Here is a 17,177-nt window from a genome sequence, read left to right on the forward strand (position 1 = left end):
CGTTTGGACAGCGCGAGCGAGGCCGAAGAAAGCAAGCATCTGACCTTGCGTATTGCTTGGCTGCCAAGTCTCCAACGTCGAGGTCTCGCTTGTGCGGCCCGATTTTCGACCATAGCCTTGAATTCTGTCCACTATCTTCTGTCCGTATCGGCACCGCAGGGAAAGAGGCCGCACCATGGCGAAACGAGAGGGGTTCTTCCAGCATGATGGCGCGCGCTACCGCTTCGCCGTCTGGGAAAGCGAGGCTGCCGAAGCCGCGCCTGTCGTGCTGCTGCATGGCTTTGCCCAGAGCGCCGCAAGCTGGGATGGCATAGCCGAGCTCTTGGGCCGCACGCGCTCCGTCGTGGCGCTCGATCTCGTTGGCCACGGCGGCAGCGACCGGCCAGAGGGTGCTGATGCCTATGCGCTCGGGGCGCAGGGCGAGATGCTGCTGGCGTACCTCGCATCTCCGGTTGGCGTTGCTGCCCTCGCCGCGCCAGGAAGGTCAAACGGAGGTTCCGCATCGGCTGCGCAGGGCTCTCGGAAACCCTTGGTGGTGGGCTACTCGATGGGAGGGCGTGTCGCGCTTGCCGCCGCCAGCAGTCAGCCGGAAACGTTCGCCCGTTTTGCTGGGGGCCTCGTGCTGGAAAGCGCCGGGCTGGGCCCGGTTGACGAGCGCGAGCGCGAAGACGCTGCCGAGCGCGATGCGCGCAACGCCGCAGCCCTGCGCCGCGACGGGCTCTCGGCGTTCATGGATGCCTGGGAGCGCCTGGACCTGTTCGCCACCCAGCGCGACCTGCCTGCCTCGGCCCGCGAACGCATGCGTGCCAGTCGTCTGGCGAACGATGCCGAAGCCCTCGCCCGCACGTTCGAGCATGCTGGCCAGCACGCCATGCCCGCGCGCGTGGACGTCCTTGCTGCGCTCGCCTCGCTGCGCGCCAGCGGCGCGCCGGTGCGGTATATCGCTGGAGCGCTCGACGTGAAGTACCGCACGCTTGCCGAGGGCTTGGAGGATGAAGGGCTGTGCGAGGTGCGCATCGTGGCCGGAGCGGGCCACAACGTCCACCTCGAGGCGCCTGCGGCCTACCTGCGTGCCCTCGAGGGATTCCCCGGATAGCGCCGCGCCCCTTAGCCCGCGCGCCCGGCGAAGGGGCGCGGGTACGAACGGCGGCGGGAGTGGGATGGCGCAAGGGCCTCTGCGCACCGTGCCATTCCGCTCCCGGGACCCACGGTGTTCCTCAAGCGCGGGGCGTCGTCAGCTTCAACAGGCTCTCGGCCTGCGCCTTGACCTCTCCTACTTCTAGATCGGGGTGCTGGAAGAGCCAGAGCCTGACGATGCCCACCCAGCCCGAGGTAACGTAGTGGAACAGGAATTCCACCGCCTGCTCGGACATGTCGGGGTTCGCCTGCTCCCAGCTTTCGTGATAGGTGGCATGCAGGTGGGCGAGCACGCGATCGATGAGGTTTCCCTCGCCACGGTTCTCGAACACCGCCTTCGCCACCACGCGATGCTCGGCCACGAAGTCGATAATATCCGAAGAGATGGCGTACACGTCGGGCGGTAGCTTAGCCAAGCGCTGCCCCAAGCCGGCGAACAGATCGTCCTGCATGGCCAGCAACAACGCGAACGGATCCGAGTAGTACTTGTAGAACGTCTTGCGCGAAATGCCCGCGTCGCCGCAGACCTCGCTTACCGTGATGTCCGACACGGCCTTGCTCTGCAGCGCCCGCTCGAACGACGCGAACAGGCGCTCTTTGGTACAGCGTTGTCGGGAATCCTTCGGTTCGACGTACATCGGACCTCCTCGCTCGGGCTTTCGGCGGGTGCGGGCACCATTATAGTACGACCGGACCGGGCTTTTTTCGCCTCCGCCTGCCGCTGCGAGATTCGCCGTCCTCCCGTACGTTGGCTGGTGCGGTCCTGCAAAGACGTGCCGGGGGAAGGAGCGCCTGCTCCGTCTTCAGGTTTTCGTTGACGGCCACCGTTCTTTTTCGGAATTATTCTGCGTTCGGCTGTTTCAGGCTTCGGGGCGCGTTAGTATATGCTCATCTTACCGAACATTTTTCCCTAACAGACGTGCTCGGACGATCGGGGCGCGCAACGAAAGGACGGCCATGGGCGATACCGCGTGGCAGGCGGGCAAGGCATACCGCGAGATCATCTACGAAACCTGCGATGGCATCGCCAAGATCACCATCAACCGGCCCGAGCGCCGCAACGCCTTCACGCCGCTCACGGTGAACGAGCTCTACGACGCGTTTACCGTGGCGCGCGACGACGCGGCCATCGGCGTGATCATCCTCACCGGCGCCAACCACGAGGGGCGCTCCGAGGACCAGGCGTTCTGCTCCGGCGGCGACCAGAAGATCCGCGGCAACGGCGGCTATGTGGGCGAGGACAACATCCCGCGCCTCAACGTGCTGGACCTCCAGCGCCTCATCCGCGTGGTGCCCAAGCCCGTCATCGCCATGGTGAACGGCTACGCCATCGGCGGCGGCCATGTGCTGCACATCCTGTGCGACTTGTCGCTCGCGGCCGACACGGCCAAGTTCGGCCAGACCGGCCCCAAAGTGGGCAGCTTCGACGCGGGCTACGGCGCGGGCTATCTGGCCAACATCGTGGGCCAGAAGAAGGCGCGCGAGATCTGGTACCTCTGCCGCCAGTACACGGCCGCGGAGGCGCTGGAGATGGGCCTGGTGAACAAGGTGGTGCCGTTCGACCAGCTGGAGGCGGAGTGCGTGAGCTGGGCGCGCGAGATGCTGGCCCTGTCGCCCACGGCGCTGCGCTTCATGAAGGCGTCGTTCAACGCGGCCACCGACGGCCTGGCCGGTATCCAGCAGCTCGCCGGCGACGCGACGCTTCTGTACTACACCACCGACGAGGCGAAGGAGGGTCGCGACGCGTTCAAGGAGAAGCGCGCGCCCGACTTCACGCAGTTCCCGAAATTTCCGTAGGGTCGGGCAGAGTCGTCAGGGAAGCGTCGTGCAGCTCGGCGGGGCGGCTTCCCGGGAGCAAGACAGGATGCGAGGCAGGAATCAGGAACGGGTAGGCGATGATCAGCGCATTCGAGAGCATGGTTCGCCGATACCCGCAGCGGACGTGCTTCACGTACGTCGACGAGGCGGGTCAGGAGGCGCCGTATTCGTACCGCGAGGTGCGCATGCTCGCGGCTGCCCTCGCCCGCTACCTGCAGTCGAAGGGCGTGCAGCGCGGCGGTTGCATCGCGGTCGACCTGCCGAACTGCCCCCTGTACGTGATGCTGGTCCTGGCAGCCGCCTACGGCAGCTTCACCATCGTGACCGTGAACAACCGGCTGGCCCCGGGCGAGAAGCTGGCCCGCCTGTTGGAGCTGGAGCGCTGCCTGGGTGAACGCGTGGCGTTCCGTGTGGACGAAGAGAACGCGGCGGGCCTGTTCGACCACGCAGCCGCCCTGCTCGCGGGCGAGGAGCGCTCCGATCCAGCCGCCGTCCGCCCTGCGCGTCCGAGCTTCACGGCGCGGACCTCGGCCGCCACGGCGGCGCCGCGCTCCACGCGCGGCCTGGGCCGGGCGACTTCCAACCGTGCGGCGCGCCGGCGGCGCGACGAGACGCAGCGGCAGGACGCGCTCGAGGAGATCATCCACTTCGCCGAGCGCTCTGCCCACGTGTTCGACGCGAAGGCGCGGGCGCTCATCATGTTCACCTCGGGCACGACCGGCAAGCCGAAGGCCGTGCCGCTGGCCTGGTGCCAGGTGTGCCGCGCCGCCGAGGCTTCGAACGCCGCCCTCAACAGCCCCGGCGTGGGCATGTGGCAGGCGGCGCTGCCGCTGTACCACATCGGCGGCTTCCAAGTGGTCGTGCGCAGCCTGCTGGGGCAGGTGCCCTTCATCCTCTACCGCCGCTTCGACGCCAAGCGTCTGCTGGCCGATGCGGCGCGCTCCCACGTCACCCACGTGTCGGTGGTGGACAAGATGCTGCAGGACCTGCTGAACGAGGACGAGGCGGACACGCTGAAGGGCTACCGGTGCATTCTGCTGGGCGGCGCTGCGTCGAACCCGCATACGCTTGGTCGCGCCACCGCGGCCGGTGCTCGCGTATACGCGAGCTATGGCATGACGGAAACGTCCAGCCAGATTGCCCATGCGCAGGTCACGCCTTCGTTCGACGGGGGGTTGCGGCTGCTGCCGGGCTACGAGGCGCGCATCGTCGACCCCGACGCGCAGGGCTTCGGCCGCCTGGCGGTCAAGGGCCCCGGCGTGTTCGAGGGCTACCTCAACGCGCGGGCGGCGCACACGGTGGACGGGTTCTTCCTCACGGGTGACACGGCGGCGCTGGCGGCCGGACGGCTGTACGTGAAGGAGCGCACCACCGATATGTTCGTGTCGGGCGGCGAGAACGTCTACCCGGCCGAGATCCGCGACAAGCTCGTGCGCGTGCCCGGCGTCGCCGAAGCCTACGTGTTCGGCGCGCCCGACGCCGTCTGGGGCCGCCGTCCCATCGCGTTCGTGGAGCGCGAGCGTCCCGCCGCCCCGCAGCGCACGGAGCCGGTTGCGCCGCAGCAGTTCGCCGCCACCGTGCGGGCCAGCCTGAGCACGCGTCTGTCGAAGCTCTACCAGCCGCGCTGCCTCTTCGTGCTCGACGAGTTCCCCCGCACCGGCATCGGCAAGATCGACCGTGCGGCGCTCCAGGCACGCTACGAGCAGCGCATCGAGGTGGTGCGCGTGACGCTGCACCGCATTCGCCTGCCGTTCCTGCAGCCGTTTAAGACGGCGAAGGGCGTTCTGCGCGACCGCGAGTCCGTCATAGTGGAGGTGGAGGATCATGCCGGGCGCACGGGCCTGGGAGAATGCGTGGCGTTCCCCACGGACTGGTACCTGCCCGAGACGCTCGACCAGGACGTGCGCGTGCTCAAGGAGGTGCTGGCCCCCCTGGTGCTGAACGAGGCGTACCTGCATCCCTCCGAGGCCAGCGCGTCGTTCGCCGCCTGCGCGGAGGCGGCCGCGTTCCCGCTGGCGCAAGGTGCGCTCGAGCCGGCGCTGTGGGATCTGTACGGCAAGATCGTCGGCAAGCCGCTGTGGCAGCTGATCGGCGGCGCAGTGCCCCACGGGGGAGCTGCGGCGGGCCAGGCGTCTGTGCCGGCGGGCGCCGTGGTGGGCATGGGGGCGGCTGCCGACACGGTGGCTGCGGTGCGCCGTTGCGTCGAGGCGGGCTATCGCCGGGTGAAGCTGAAGGTTGCCCCCGGGGGCTCGCTGTCGTCCGTGCAGGCGGTGCGCGAAGCGTATCCCCGGCTCATGATCACGCTGGATGCGAACCAGAGCTTCGCGGAGCACGACCTGGAGGAGCTGCGCGCCCTCGACGCGTGCGGCCCTGCCTGGATCGAGGAGCCGCTCGACCCGCACCGCCTTCCCGGCGTCGGGCCGACCGACCTGTTCGACCGGCTGGCGCGCCTGCAGCGCAGCCTGCATACGCCCATCTGCCTGGACGAGTCCATCGCCCGCCCGGCCGATCTGGCGCGGGCGTTGCAGCATCCTGAACTGGGATGCTATGCGCTCAAGATTGCCAAGATGGGCGGCGTGCAGCCCGCGCTCGACTTCCTGCGGCTGGCGCAGGTGCGCGGCCTTGGCGTGTGGATGGGCGGCATGTACGACACCGGCGTGTCCAAGCGCTTGCACGCCGCGTTCGAAACGCTGCCCGGCATCGACGCGCCCGGTGACGTCGGCGCCACTGCACGCTACTTTGCCGTGGATGTCACCGATCCGCCGTACACGGCCGAGCGCGGCCGGGTGACGCTCAACCGCACCGGCCATCCGAACGGCCTGGGCTGCGACCTCAACCGCTCCTCCTTGGCCGACGTTCTCGTGGACCGCACGGTCATCGAGCGGCAGCGCCGTCCCCTTCGTTAACGGCATTCAAAATAATGCATAACGCTCTGACGTAATGCAGGGCGGTGGAGTATCATGATGCGGTCAACCCGACGAGGAACGGTGGTCCCATGAGCGCTTCCGCATCGCACCAATCCGCATCGACGATCGAGGCCGCCTCGGCGGTCGTGCCAGCTGCATCTGCCGACATCCCCCGCCCGCAGGGAGGCCTCGGCATCTTCCGGCTCGTCACCACCGTCATCACGCTCATCTTGGGCGGCGGTGTGTTCTCGCTGGCGGGCGACCAGGCGGCTAACGGCGCCAGCGGCGCGGCAATCCTCACGGCGTGGGGCATCTCGGCGGTGGGCGTACTGTGCCTCGTGCTGACGTTCTTCGCGCTCTCGCGCATCAAGCCGCAGCTCAAGGGCGGCATTTACAGCTACGCAAGCGCCGGTTTCGGCGATTTCCTCGGTTTCAACAGCGCGTGGGGCTATTGGATCAGCGCGCTTCTCTGCACGGTGAGCTTCTCGGCGCTCTTGTTCGGCGCGCTGTCGTACTTCTTCCCCATTTTCGGGGAGGGCAACAACCTGGCGTCCATCGTCGGCGCGAGTTGCCTCATCTGGTTCTACGTGTTCCTCGTGTCGCGCGGCATCAAGGAAGTCACCGGCGTGAACGCCGTCATCACCATTTCCAAGGTCGTGCCCATCTTCGTGGCCATCACGGCCATCATCTTCCTGCAGAAGTTCGACCTGGGCATCTTCATGGCGAACCTTGCGACGGGAGCCGATCCCAGCCTGCCGTTCTGGGAGCAGGTGAGCGGCACCATGATGGTGACCATCTGGGTGTTCGTGGGCATCGAGGGTGCGGTGGCCATCTCCGGGCGCGCGAAGAAGGAGCGCGACGTGGGCAAGGCCACCATCATCGCGTTCGTGTGCGTGCTGACCATCTACCTGCTGGTAAGCGTTTTGAGCATGGGGGTCATGCCGTTGTCCGACCTGGCGTTGCTGGAGAACCCGGCGCTCGCGGGCGTCATGGAGGTGGCCGTGGGGCAGTGGGGCGCCGTCCTCATCAACTGCGGCGTGGTGCTGTCGCTCGTGGGCGCCATGCTGGGTTACACCGTGCTCTCGAGCGAATCGCCCTACGAGGCGGCCGAGCAGGGCGTGTTCATCAAGGCGTTCGCCAAGACGAACAAGAAGGGCGCCCCTATCGTCACGCTCGTGGTCACGAACATCATCATCGAGGCGTTCCTCGTGATCATGCTGTTCTCGGACAGCACGTACCAGTTCTTCTACACCATATCCGCCGGCATGATCCTGCTGCCGTACCTGCTGTCGGCAGCGTACTTCGCCAAGCTCACGTTCACGGAGCCGCAGGCATTCAAGGGCAAGGTGGGCGGCAGCCTGGTGTTCTGGCGCATCTTCGGCATCGTGGGCGTTATCTACAGCTTCTTCCTGGCGTTCGCGAGCGGCGCGGTAGGGCTCACCATCATGTCGCTTCTGTACGCGCCGGGCATCCTCATGTACATCAAGGGGAAGAAGGAGCGGGGCGAGCCGTACCTGCGCAGCACGCTGGACAAGGTGGTGGTGTTCATCATCCTGGCCGCCGCTGTGGCATCCATCGTCCTGGTAGTCACCGGCCAAGTCGTGCTGTAGGGCCGGAACGAGCGCGGTGCGCGGCTTTGCAGCCTACCGGTTGAAACTTTGCCGTTCGCATCGTACCAGCTGCTTGCCGCGCCCGCACTCCGTCCGCTTCCGTATCGCTTTCCGGCTGCTCGGGCAAATGACCCGTTCCCAACTGCGGGCGTGTCCTTTACACTGTCCAGCAGAGGTTTCGCCCGTGCGCGCGGGGGTGCGCACGGCGGCTCGGGAGACGGAGAAAGCGGACGACGGAGGCGGCACGTGGAGCAGTTGGAGGAGCGCATCAGGCGCGACGGGGTGGTGAAGTCGGAGGGCGTCCTGAAGGTGGACAGCTTCCTGAACCACCAGTTGGACATCGAGCTGTTCGACGCCATGGGGGCCGAGTTCAAGCGCCTGTTCGCCGATGCGCCCGTCACGAAGATCCTCACGATAGAGGCGTCGGGCATCGGCATTGCCTGCGTGGCAGCGCGGCACTTCGGCGTGCCCGTGGTGTTCGCGAAGAAGGCGCAGTCCATCAACCTGGACGGCGACATGCACACCACGCGCATCCAGTCGTTCACGCACGGGCGCGTCTACGACGTCATCGTGTCGAAGAAGTTCCTGGGGCCGGACGACCACGTGCTCATCATCGACGACTTCCTGGCGAACGGCTGCGCGCTCAACGGGCTCATCGAGCTGGTGGACGAGGCGGGCGCCACGGTGGAGGGCATCGGCATCGCCATCGAGAAGGGCTTCCAGCCCGGCGGCGACGGCCTGCGCGAGCGCGGCTACCGCTTGGAGTCGCTCGCCATCGTGGACGCCATGGACCCGGCGACCGGTGAGATCGAGTTCCGCCGATGAAGCCGTTCGCAACCGAGGAGCTGTTCAAGCTCGACGGCGACATCCCGCTTTTGCGCGCCGTGCCCTACGGCGTGCAGCACATCCTGGCCATGTTCGTGGCCAACCTCGCGCCCATCGTCATCGTGGCGGGCGCAGCAGGCCTCGGCACCGACCAGACGGGTTCGCTCATCCAGAGCGCCATGCTCATCGCCGGCATCGGCACGCTCATCCAGCTGTTCCCTCTGGGGCGCATCGGCTCGGGGCTGCCCATCGTCATGGGCATCAGCTTCACGTTCGTTACCGTGCTCTGCGGCATCGTGGCCACGTACGGTTACAGCACGGCCATCGGTGCCATCATGGTGGGCGGTATCATCGAGGGCGTGCTGGGCCTGTTTGCGAAGTATTGGCGGCGCATCATCTCGCCCATCGTGGCGGCCGTGGTGGTAACGTCCATCGGGTTCTCGCTGCTGGGCGTGGGTGCCACGTCGTTCGGCGGTGGCAGCGGCGTGCCGGACTTCGGGTCGCCGCAGAACCTGGCGTTGGGCACCGTCTCCCTCGTGTCGTGCCTGGTGTTCCAAGTGCTGGCGAAGGGGAAGGCCAAGCAGCTATCCGTGCTGTTCGGCCTGGTGATAGGGTATGTGGTGGCGCTGTTCATGGGGGCGGTGGACTTCAGCGGGTTCGCGGGCATGCAGTTGTTCGCGCTGCCCCAGCTCATGCCGTTCACCCCGGAGTTCAACCTGGGCGCCATCGTGTCGGTCACGCTCATCTTCCTCGTGTCGGCCACCGAGACCATCGGCGACACATCGGCCTTGACGATGGTGGGCCTGAACCGCGAGGTGAAGGAGAAGGAGCTTACCGGCTCCATCGCGTGCGACGGCTTCGTGAGCTCGCTGTCGGCGTGTTTCGGCTGCCTGCCCATCACGTCATTCTCGCAGAACGTGGGCCTGGTGGCCATGACGAAGGTGGTGAACCGGCGCGCCATCGCCACCGGCGCCGTCATCATGGTGCTGGCCGCGTTCCTGCCGGTGATCAGCGTGGTGTTCTCGTCTCTGCCCGAGGCGGTGCTGGGCGGCTGCACCATCATGATGTTCGGCAACATCATCGTGAGCGGCTTCCAGATGATCGCGCGTGCCGGCTTCACGCAGCGCAACATCACCATCGCCGCGTTGTCGCTGGCCGTGGGGATCGGCTTCACGCAAGCGTCGGCGCTGTTCGCGGTGTTCCCCGAGATCGTGCAGAGCGTGTTCGCGCAGAACTGCGTGGCCGTGGTGTTTCTGGTGGCCGTGGTGGCGAACCTCGTGCTGCCGCGGGACGCGCAGGCGGCGGATGAGGCGGATGCGATGGATGTCGCGGCGGGCGAGCGCGGTGATGCGGCGGAGGGCTCTCCAGTTGTGGCGGCTGCTCCAGCGGGCGGGCCGACAGGTGCGCTCACGCCCTCGGCCGCACCGGCAACGGCTCCCGACCGGGTTCCAACCCCTTCTTCCGCGCCTGATACAGAGGAGGGCGACTTGGCGCCCGCGTAACCTGCGTTCAGGGCGGCTGCCTGCGCCGAGTCGTCCGCTAACCCATGGCCGCCCGCCTAGCGGATCTTCTCCAGCCGGGGCGTCTGCAGCGCCACGTAGACGAACAGGCCTCCCATAGCGGCCAGCGTTGCCAAAGTGACGAGGACTCTCTTCATGCCATGCTCCTTCTCGTAAGGGCCATCTTCGCCTCCCACGATACCGGCCCCACCTTGCGGCAACCTTGCACATGCCTGTGCTTTCGCTTACGTTCTCGTCATGTTGGCGGACGGGCCGTCCGTGAGAACGTTGCAGGACAGTGTCAACTTCTGTATAGAGTGTAGTTTTTCCCTGCGACGGGCGTGGGGGATGGTACAAATTACGAGGACAGTCAAAAATCTGCTGTTCGAGCATGCGGTTAGGCAAGCCGCACCCAGCAGACATTGAAAACCGAACTAAGGAGACCTGCTTTAATGCCTGTTGCGTTAAGCCTTTTTCTTGTCCTTTTCTTCCTGCTCATGAACGCTTTCTTCGTCGCCGCCGAGTTCTCGCTCGTGCGCGTGCGCAAATCCCAAGTGGAAATCCTCGTCGACGAGGGCCGCTCCGGCGCCAAGTACACCAAGCTCGTGGCCGACAACGTAAACGCGTACCTTTCCGCTTGCCAGCTAGGAATCACGCTGGCCTCGCTCGCCCTTGGCTGGCTGGGCGAGCCTGCCGTCTCCCAGCTTATCGAGGGCCCGCTGCTGGCGATCGGCCTGCCCGAGGCGGCCATCCACGGCATCGCCATCGCCGTCGGCTTCATCGTCATCACCGCGTTGCACATCGTAGTGGGCGAGCTGATACCGAAGTCTTTGGCCATCTTCTCCACCGAACGCTACGCCCTGTTCACGGCCACGCCGCTCGTGTGGTTCTACCGCATCACGTACCCTATCATGTGGCTGTTCAACAGCATCACGAACGGCGTCATGAAGCTGCTCGGCCATGACATTGCCAACGAGCACGAGGTGTACACCGACGAGGAGATCAAACTGCTCATCGACGAGAGCACCGAGAGCGGCCTCATCGACCCCGAGCAGAACGAGTACGTGGACAACATCTTCGACCTGGGCGACAAGGACGCCGAGGCTATCATGACGCCGCGTACCAACGTCATCTGCCTCGACCTCGAGGATTCGCTCGAGGAGAACCTGGCGCTCATCATGCAGTACAAGTACACGCGCTATCCCGTGTGCCGCGGCAACAAGGACCGCATCGTCGGCTTCGTGCACGTGAAGGACCTCTACACGCTGCCGCCCGACAGCACGATGGAAGACCTGCGCATCCGCACGATCCAGGCCGTTCCCGAGGGTATTCCCATCGCGAAGCTGCTGCAGATACTGCAGGCGAAGCACACGAAGATAGCCGTGGTCATCGACGAGCACGGCGGCACGTCGGGCATCGTCACCATGAGCGACATCATGGAGCAGATCGTCGGCCGCATCGACGACGAGTACGCGCACGGCGGCTCGGACGCCGCGGTGCGCCTCGACGACGGCAGCTACCTCGTGGACGGCGCCATGGCCATCGACGAGGTGGAGGAGCTCATTGGCTTCGAGCCCGAGGAGGCCTCCGAATGCGAGACGACAGGGGGCCTGCTGCTGTCGCTGTTCGACCGCATCCCCGAAGAGGGCGATTCCGTGACCATCGAGCATGACGGCCTCAAGGCCACGTTCACCGTGGTGGACATGGACCGTCACCGCATCGACAAGGTGCGCGTAGTGTTGGAGCAAAAGCCCGAGGTCGAAGGTTCGGAAAAGGACCGCTAAACCCTCACGCCCGTGAATCGCTCGGCGTTCTTCCAGAGCATTTTCTCCAAGTCTCCGTCGGAGAAGCCGAGCGACGTGAACGTGTCGTACTCGTGCGCCGGGTCCCACATGGGGAAGTCCGAGCCGAACATCACGCGGTCGGCGCCCCACAGGTTCACGAGCTCGCGGGTGCGCCGGTTGCCGAGGAAGGCCATAGAGCTGGACACGTCGATGAACACGTTCTCGTCGTGCAGCACGTCGTAGCCGATCTCGGGGACGGACCAGCCGCCGAAGTGGGCGGCGTCCACCACGAGGTCGGGGAACGTGTGCAGGATGTTCTTGAGCCGGCGCGGATGCGAGAAGTCCGTGCGGTAGTCGCCCGTGTGCACGATGAGCGGCAGGCGTCCTGCGATCATCTCGTAGATGCTCATGAGGCGCGGGTCGTCCATGTTCACCTTCTGGGTGTCGGGATGCAGCTTCATGCCGCGCAGGCCCAGGCCGACGGCGCGCTCTATCTCCACCTCGGGGTCCTCGAGGTCCTGGTGCATGGCCATGAAGCCGATGAGCTCGGGGTGGAGGCGGCACTGCTCGGCGATGAAGTCGTTGATGCTGGCCACGGCGCTGGGCTTGGTGGCCACCGAGTGCACGACGAAGTGCGTGAGGGGCGCCCGATCCTTTGCGGCCAGCAGGTGCGATGCCGTGCCCTGCCCGTACATGTCCACGAGATAGAACTCGCCCACGGCGCCGACCGCCCGCTCGGCGATCTTCTCGGGATAGATATGGGCGTGCACGTCGATGGCGGTCATGGCTGGGCTCCTTGCTCGCTTGGGTAGGCGGCTCGTCACGAACCGCGCGTATGGTTTCGCTGTCGATTGTACTGCATCCCCGCAGCGCCCGCGCCAATCAGTCTGGCCGAACCGCTGGGCTTCGCAATGAAATCCGCTTAGGGAAGCACTGATTAACGCAACGATACTCTTCTTGATTGCGCTAGGCTTACAGCGTCCGCACACGACCCTTTTAACATGACTGATTAAGTCATGGACGAAATCAGAGGCTATGGCATGCTCGAACGAGTTTTTGCCGGCACGAAACCGAGAAACCCCTGGTGGCGAAAAGCCGCCCCCGGAGTTCGCCGTTGAAATCATGCCACAGCCTCCGATTTCGTCCTGCCCCTTCTGCTGTCTCTTCTGCCGGACGCTTGGGAAGCGCAATTAATCAGCGTTTCCTTAGCTGAGTTCACTCCTTGATTTGCGTGTATTCTGTGGAGGTAAAGATAAGGCTTGCCCTCTGTATGAAACATGAGTAATATTCAATCTTGCCGCTTTTCCTGTTTGCAGTATACCGGACAGGAGGGGCAGGCGCCAACGTTGCGGGGTGGAGCAGTCTGGTAGCTCGCCGGGCTCATAACCCGGAGGTCGTAGGTTCAAATCCTGCCCCCGCGACCATGAAACTAGCAGGCCGGAAGCAACGCTTCCGGCCTTTTCTCTATTCAGGGGACAGACTCCATGGTTCTTCTCGAGTCTTGATTGCGACTGACAGCGCTTCTCGGTCTGCGAGGCATCGTTTCGAGTCCTGGTCTGCCTTCAACGCGTTTTCGAGAGCTTCGCGAATCATGGACTTTGCCCTCTCCAGTTCTTCGTTCGTCCGAATGACTACTTGGGGAATACTCGCTTTTTGAAGGATGCGGCTTTTTGTTTTGTCCCGACGGATCTGTTCTTCCCTATCGTGGTGTGAACCGTTGACTTCGATTTCCAATACGAAACTCTTGTCTATGGTGCGATAGAAGATAAAGTCGGCATGGGCGACGGTGCTCATAAAGCGAAGTTCCTCGACATTGAAAGGCTCGAGGTTCGTGAATATCTGTTTGAGCGGGTAGTTGCGGAGGTAGCCTATCTGCGATGTGGCGTCCATGCTCTCGAGCGCGTCGTCGATAAACTCGCTGGTTCGCACTTCCGAATACTCGTCGTGTTCGTCGGATCCGTGCTCGAGCAAGTAGGCTCTGCGCTCTTCTTCCATGCAGGGGTACACCAAATCGAACGCAGAGCATATGGCGGACTGCCGAATTTCTCCACCGCGATATTCGATGTAGCGCTTGAGATCAGCAATATTGCCGACAGCTTCGACAACTTTGGGTGCTGCTATGAGGCAGAAGAAGTCTTTCGCGCGCGATACGGCCACATTGACCAAATTCGGGTTGTCCATGAATCGATTAGGCGCATTGGATCGAGTGACGAAAACGATAGCGGGTTTTTCGCGTCCTTGGAACTTATGGGCGGTGGCAACGGTGACGCCATCGGGCCTCTCTTTCTGTCCCTGTTTCATCCCTTCGACTTGGTTGCGGTAAGGGCTCACAACCCCTATCTCATGCGTTTCGAACTGCTTCTTCAAAACGGGGAGCACTTCCTGCTCGAACGCTCCTGCCTGCACGCGATTGAAGTCGGCCCGGCGGTCGTAGTTCAAGTCTTTGCTGATGTTGCATGAAAGTGCGCTTGCGACTCCTCGTCCTCTGCTGTCTGACATGATGATGAGCTCGCCGTTGTAGAACTGTTGGTTGCAGAAACCGATAATGTCTGGGTGACAACGGTAGTGCTCCCGGAGGAGCGTGCGGGGAGCATGAAGCTCCGCTTGGTCTATACATGCGTTGAGGCAATCAAGAAGGTTGTTGTCGACGAAGTTATATCGTTGAGGCAAGCCGGTCGGAGCGAAAAGGGGCCGCGCTTTGCGCTTGTCGGCAGTGTCTAGGACGCAAGGCAGCTGCTTCGTGTCTCCGACGACCACGGCGTTCTCCGCTGTGGCGAGAGCGAGGAAGCCCGTGACGAGACTCGCCTGAGAACTTTCGTCGATGATGATGTAATCGAAAAGCTTTCCCTGCTTCCCTCTTTGGTTTCTTGCAGCATTCGTGGTGCTGGTGATGACGGGATATTCCGCGCGAAACCCGGAAGGCTCGCTCCAGGGATCGTCGAATAGGCGCCTACCCTTCCGAAGCTTGTCAGCGTAGTGTTCGTGAAGTTTTGCTTCGAGAAGACGCCTTGACTTCTTCTCGATGTCTTCGAGGCAACCTTCGCCTCGGTGCATTTTGAGATATACTTCGTGGCTTTTGATGGCGTTCTTGCACTCCTGGATCTGAGCTTCGAATACCATGCGATTGAGACTGATTTCCCTATCGACCGTGATATGGTCGAAATCATGCCAGCTCCCAATTCCCCACATCCAGACAATTCTCGCCCTCTGGGCGAACGTCATCTTCCCTTCTTTAGAGGATAAGTACCCTACGAGGTCGCGGACGGCTCGGAGGCGCGCGGAATTTGGTCTCCTCCTTACCTTGAGCTCTTCGGTAGCGTTTCCCTCTCTGAACCGTTCGTATTCCAGTTCCAGGTCCTGGAGTCGCGCTTCTTGCTTGGCCATGTCTTGTTTTCGAAGGTAGATGTCTCGGGCGATAACGATGTTCTTGCGAATCGAGCCAGAGAGTGCTTCCTGCTTCTTTTTTGAGAGCGACCATGTTTCGAGCGCAGGTGGGTACGCTGACTTCTGGTTGTCGACGAATGCCGTGACGTTGTCTCGGCGGCCGAGAAAAGCAGCGATGAACCCGAAACCTTCTTCGTCCAGTTTATCAACTACGTTCTTCGTCGCCTCGTTGTTAGGGGAGGTTACGAGAACGGTTTTGTCCTGCATAAGCAGGTTAGCGATAATATTGAGGATGGTCTGGGTCTTTCCGGTTCCCGGTGGGCCTTCGATAAGGCTTAGTTGATTAGACAAGGCGTTCTCGACGGCCTCCATCTGACTAAGGTTGGATCCAAACGGATAGATGATTGTTTCGGGTGGAACGCGGAGGGGGGCAGCCTTTTCCGGGTGTGCCATGCGGTCTGCGGGCGTTCCTTCGAGTATTTGGAGCCGCTTGAACTGCCGAGGAAGGTATTCGCGCTTGTCAACGTCCTCAACATCGGGCTTTATGGCCTCGGCCACCGACTGGAGGTAGCGGAACAAGCTGCTAGACGATGCCAGTTCTTTTTGTTCGATTTCCGAGGGACAGTACAGTTTGGCGTAGATTCTCCCGCTGCTAGCCTTCGAGATGATTTCGAAGCGGGTGCCGAATGCCGGGTTTTGCGAGCTAAGTCGATTGAGCTTGATTGCGTAGTATTGGCGCACCCCTTTTGCGAAGAGGGCAGTACCCTCGAAGGGAACGTTCTCGCTCGATACGATTGCGACGTTTTCCGGATTGTAATAGAGGGGTTCGCTGTATGGGCCAAACGAAATGATATATTTGCCGCGATGGTCGCATCCCCCGATATGCGCGTCGTTTGTTCGATCCCTGAAATCCTTGCCCTTATTGCGGATGAACAACCGATCGGCCATACCGGATCCTTTCGGACGGCTCTTCTGCTATTGACGATTGCGAAGATTATATACCGGTAACGCCAGACTGCTGCGGGGGGATCGCCAGAATGGCTCCCCTATGGCCGGTGCTACAATCTGATACCGTATTGCGTTGCTCTGCGAGAACGAAGCGAAAGGCGATGACCGACCATGAAGATTGCGAACGTGCGCGCTATCCCCGTCGACCTGCCCCTGCCCCATCCGATGGAGTGGGCCACCGGTCGCATGACCAGCCAGGCGCATGTGCTGATGCGCATCATGACGGACGAGGGCGTCGAAGGCATCGCTGAGGCCATCCCGCGCGAGAACATCTACGGCGAGACGCAGGTGGGCATGGTGCACGTGATCAACGACCTGCTGGCGCCGCTGGTTGCGGGCCTCGACCCGTTCGATGTGGAGAAGGTGCACGAGGCCATGGCCTTCATTAAGGGGAACCTGGCCGCAAAGGGCGGCATCGACGTGGCGCTCTGGGACATCATGGGCAAGTCGTGCGGCCTGCCCTGCCACAAGCTGCTGGGAGGCTACCGCGATAGCATCGAGCCGAGCCGGATACTCTGGCTCACGAGCGACGAGGTCATGGTGGACCAGGCGCGCGAGCTGAACGCGAAGGGCTACCGGGCTTTCAAGGTGAAGGGCGGGCTGGACCCCGATGCCGACATCCGCCGCGTGCATGCGTTGCGCCGCGCGGTCACGTCCGACACGAGGCTCTACATCGACGGCAACCAGAGCTACACGTACTTCGGCGCGAAGAAGGTGCACGATGCGTTGCGCGGCGAGCTGGACTACTTCGAGGAGCCCATCGCCGCCACGAACGAGAAGGACCGCGTGCGCCTGGCCCACGCCATCGACATCCCCATCGCCGGCGACGAGAGCAACTTCACGCTGCACGACATAGCTCACCAGATAGACATCGACGCGCTGTCCATCATGATGATCAAGATCCCCCGCAGCGGCTTCACCTACGGCCGCAAGATCGCGGCGCTGTGCGAGGCGTACCACCGGCCCATGATGATCGGCAGCCAATCCGAGAGCAGCCTGGGGATGGCCACCCTCGTCCACATAGGCTGTGCGCTGAAAACCATCAGCTACCCCTGCGAATTCATGGACTTCGACGACCCCGCCGCTCCGAGCCTGGTCAACGAGCGCATCCGCATGGAGAACGGCCGCGTCTACCCGCCCGAGGGCCCCGGCCTGGGCCTCACGCTCGACGAGGACGCGGTGGAGCGCTACACGGTGCGGGGGTGA

At 63.5% G+C, this 17,177-nt stretch carries 11 protein-coding genes and 1 tRNA gene; 9 read left to right on the top strand and 3 right to left on the bottom strand.

All coding sequences use genetic code 11. The features are described 5' to 3' along the window. Positions 1-175 precede the first annotated feature (175 nt). A complete protein-coding gene (locus BN3560_RS07760; protein ID WP_096227607.1) occupies positions 176-1,096 on the top strand; it encodes an alpha/beta fold hydrolase in 921 nt (306 codons plus the stop codon). A gap of 121 nt (positions 1,097-1,217) precedes the next feature. Here the strand turns inward: BN3560_RS07760 and BN3560_RS07765 are convergent, their stop codons facing one another. After that, positions 1,218-1,775 carry a TetR/AcrR family transcriptional regulator gene (locus BN3560_RS07765; protein ID WP_096227608.1) on the bottom strand — a complete coding sequence of 186 codons (558 nt, stop codon included), beginning with the start codon at positions 1,773-1,775 and terminating at the stop codon, positions 1,218-1,220. Between the two features lie 319 nt (positions 1,776-2,094). Between BN3560_RS07765 and menB the strand changes: the two genes are divergently transcribed. The 6 genes from menB (at position 2,095) to BN3560_RS07795 (ending at position 11,579) form a co-directional block, all read left to right on the top strand. Further along, the gene (menB, locus tag BN3560_RS07770; RefSeq protein ID WP_096227609.1) at positions 2,095-2,934 is read left to right on the top strand and encodes a 1,4-dihydroxy-2-naphthoyl-CoA synthase; all 840 of its coding nucleotides are present in this window, start codon (positions 2,095-2,097) and stop codon (positions 2,932-2,934) included. A 98-nt stretch (positions 2,935-3,032) separates the two neighbouring features. After that, the gene (gene menC / locus BN3560_RS07775; protein WP_096227610.1) at positions 3,033-5,861 is read left to right on the top strand and encodes an o-succinylbenzoate synthase; all 2,829 of its coding nucleotides are present in this window, start codon (positions 3,033-3,035) and stop codon (positions 5,859-5,861) included. Positions 5,862-5,950: 89 nt separating this feature from the next. After that, positions 5,951-7,471: a basic amino acid/polyamine antiporter gene (locus BN3560_RS07780; RefSeq protein WP_096227611.1), complete on the top strand. Its 1,521-nt coding sequence runs from the start codon at positions 5,951-5,953 to the stop codon at positions 7,469-7,471. A gap of 246 nt (positions 7,472-7,717) precedes the next feature. Further along, positions 7,718-8,296 (top strand): xanthine phosphoribosyltransferase, encoded by a 579-nt coding sequence (locus tag BN3560_RS07785; protein ID WP_096227612.1) that lies wholly within the window; start codon positions 7,718-7,720, stop codon positions 8,294-8,296. Continuing rightward, positions 8,293-9,798, top strand: a complete 1,506-nt coding sequence (locus BN3560_RS07790) for a uracil-xanthine permease family protein (RefSeq protein WP_096227613.1) — start codon at positions 8,293-8,295, stop codon at positions 9,796-9,798. The genes BN3560_RS07785 and BN3560_RS07790 overlap by 4 nt, the downstream gene beginning before the upstream one ends. Positions 9,799-10,247: 449 nt before the next feature. Further along, the gene (locus BN3560_RS07795; RefSeq protein WP_087192213.1) at positions 10,248-11,579 is read left to right on the top strand and encodes a hemolysin family protein; all 1,332 of its coding nucleotides are present in this window, start codon (positions 10,248-10,250) and stop codon (positions 11,577-11,579) included. Here BN3560_RS07795 and BN3560_RS07800 read toward each other — a convergent pair. After that, positions 11,576-12,364 carry an amidohydrolase family protein gene (locus tag BN3560_RS07800; protein WP_096227614.1) on the bottom strand — a complete coding sequence of 263 codons (789 nt, stop codon included), beginning with the start codon at positions 12,362-12,364 and terminating at the stop codon, positions 11,576-11,578. The genes BN3560_RS07795 and BN3560_RS07800 overlap by 4 nt on opposite strands. Positions 12,365-12,926: 562 nt before the next feature. On the opposite strand from BN3560_RS07800, the gene BN3560_RS07805 reads away from it, so the two are divergent. Beyond that, positions 12,927-13,003, top strand: a tRNA-Met gene (locus BN3560_RS07805). Between the two features lie 40 nt (positions 13,004-13,043). On the opposite strand, the gene BN3560_RS07810 is transcribed toward BN3560_RS07805, so the two are convergent. Then, entirely contained in the window at positions 13,044-15,911 is a 2,868-nt protein-coding gene (locus BN3560_RS07810; protein WP_096227615.1) for an AAA domain-containing protein, read from the bottom strand. A gap of 171 nt (positions 15,912-16,082) precedes the next feature. Between BN3560_RS07810 and BN3560_RS07815 the strand changes: the two genes are divergently transcribed. Next, positions 16,083-17,177, top strand: a complete 1,095-nt coding sequence (locus BN3560_RS07815) for a mandelate racemase/muconate lactonizing enzyme family protein (protein WP_096227616.1) — start codon at positions 16,083-16,085, stop codon at positions 17,175-17,177.

Source organism: Gordonibacter urolithinfaciens, from assembly GCF_900199375.1.
In the GTDB taxonomy this organism is placed as follows: Bacteria; Actinomycetota; Coriobacteriia; order Coriobacteriales; family Eggerthellaceae; genus Gordonibacter; species Gordonibacter urolithinfaciens.

What these genes read in the sequence shown, in the direction of transcription:
- menC (WP_096227610.1), top strand. Translation starts at nt 3,033, where the DNA reads ATGATCAGCGCATTCGAGAGCATGGTTCGCCGATACCCGCAGCGGACG.
- menB (WP_096227609.1), top strand. Translation starts at nt 2,095, where the DNA reads ATGGGCGATACCGCGTGGCAGGCGGGCAAGGCATACCGCGAGATCATC.
- BN3560_RS07760 (WP_096227607.1), top strand. Translation starts at nt 176, where the DNA reads ATGGCGAAACGAGAGGGGTTCTTCCAGCATGATGGCGCGCGCTACCGC.
- BN3560_RS07765 (WP_096227608.1), bottom strand. Translation starts at nt 1,775, where the DNA reads ATGTACGTCGAACCGAAGGATTCCCGACAACGCTGTACCAAAGAGCGC.
- BN3560_RS07800 (WP_096227614.1), bottom strand. Translation starts at nt 12,364, where the DNA reads ATGACCGCCATCGACGTGCACGCCCATATCTATCCCGAGAAGATCGCC.
- BN3560_RS07790 (WP_096227613.1), top strand. Translation starts at nt 8,293, where the DNA reads ATGAAGCCGTTCGCAACCGAGGAGCTGTTCAAGCTCGACGGCGACATC.
- BN3560_RS07810 (WP_096227615.1), bottom strand. Translation starts at nt 15,911, where the DNA reads ATGGCCGATCGGTTGTTCATCCGCAATAAGGGCAAGGATTTCAGGGAT.
- BN3560_RS07815 (WP_096227616.1), top strand. Translation starts at nt 16,083, where the DNA reads ATGAAGATTGCGAACGTGCGCGCTATCCCCGTCGACCTGCCCCTGCCC.
- BN3560_RS07795 (WP_087192213.1), top strand. Translation starts at nt 10,248, where the DNA reads ATGCCTGTTGCGTTAAGCCTTTTTCTTGTCCTTTTCTTCCTGCTCATG.
- BN3560_RS07780 (WP_096227611.1), top strand. Translation starts at nt 5,951, where the DNA reads ATGAGCGCTTCCGCATCGCACCAATCCGCATCGACGATCGAGGCCGCC.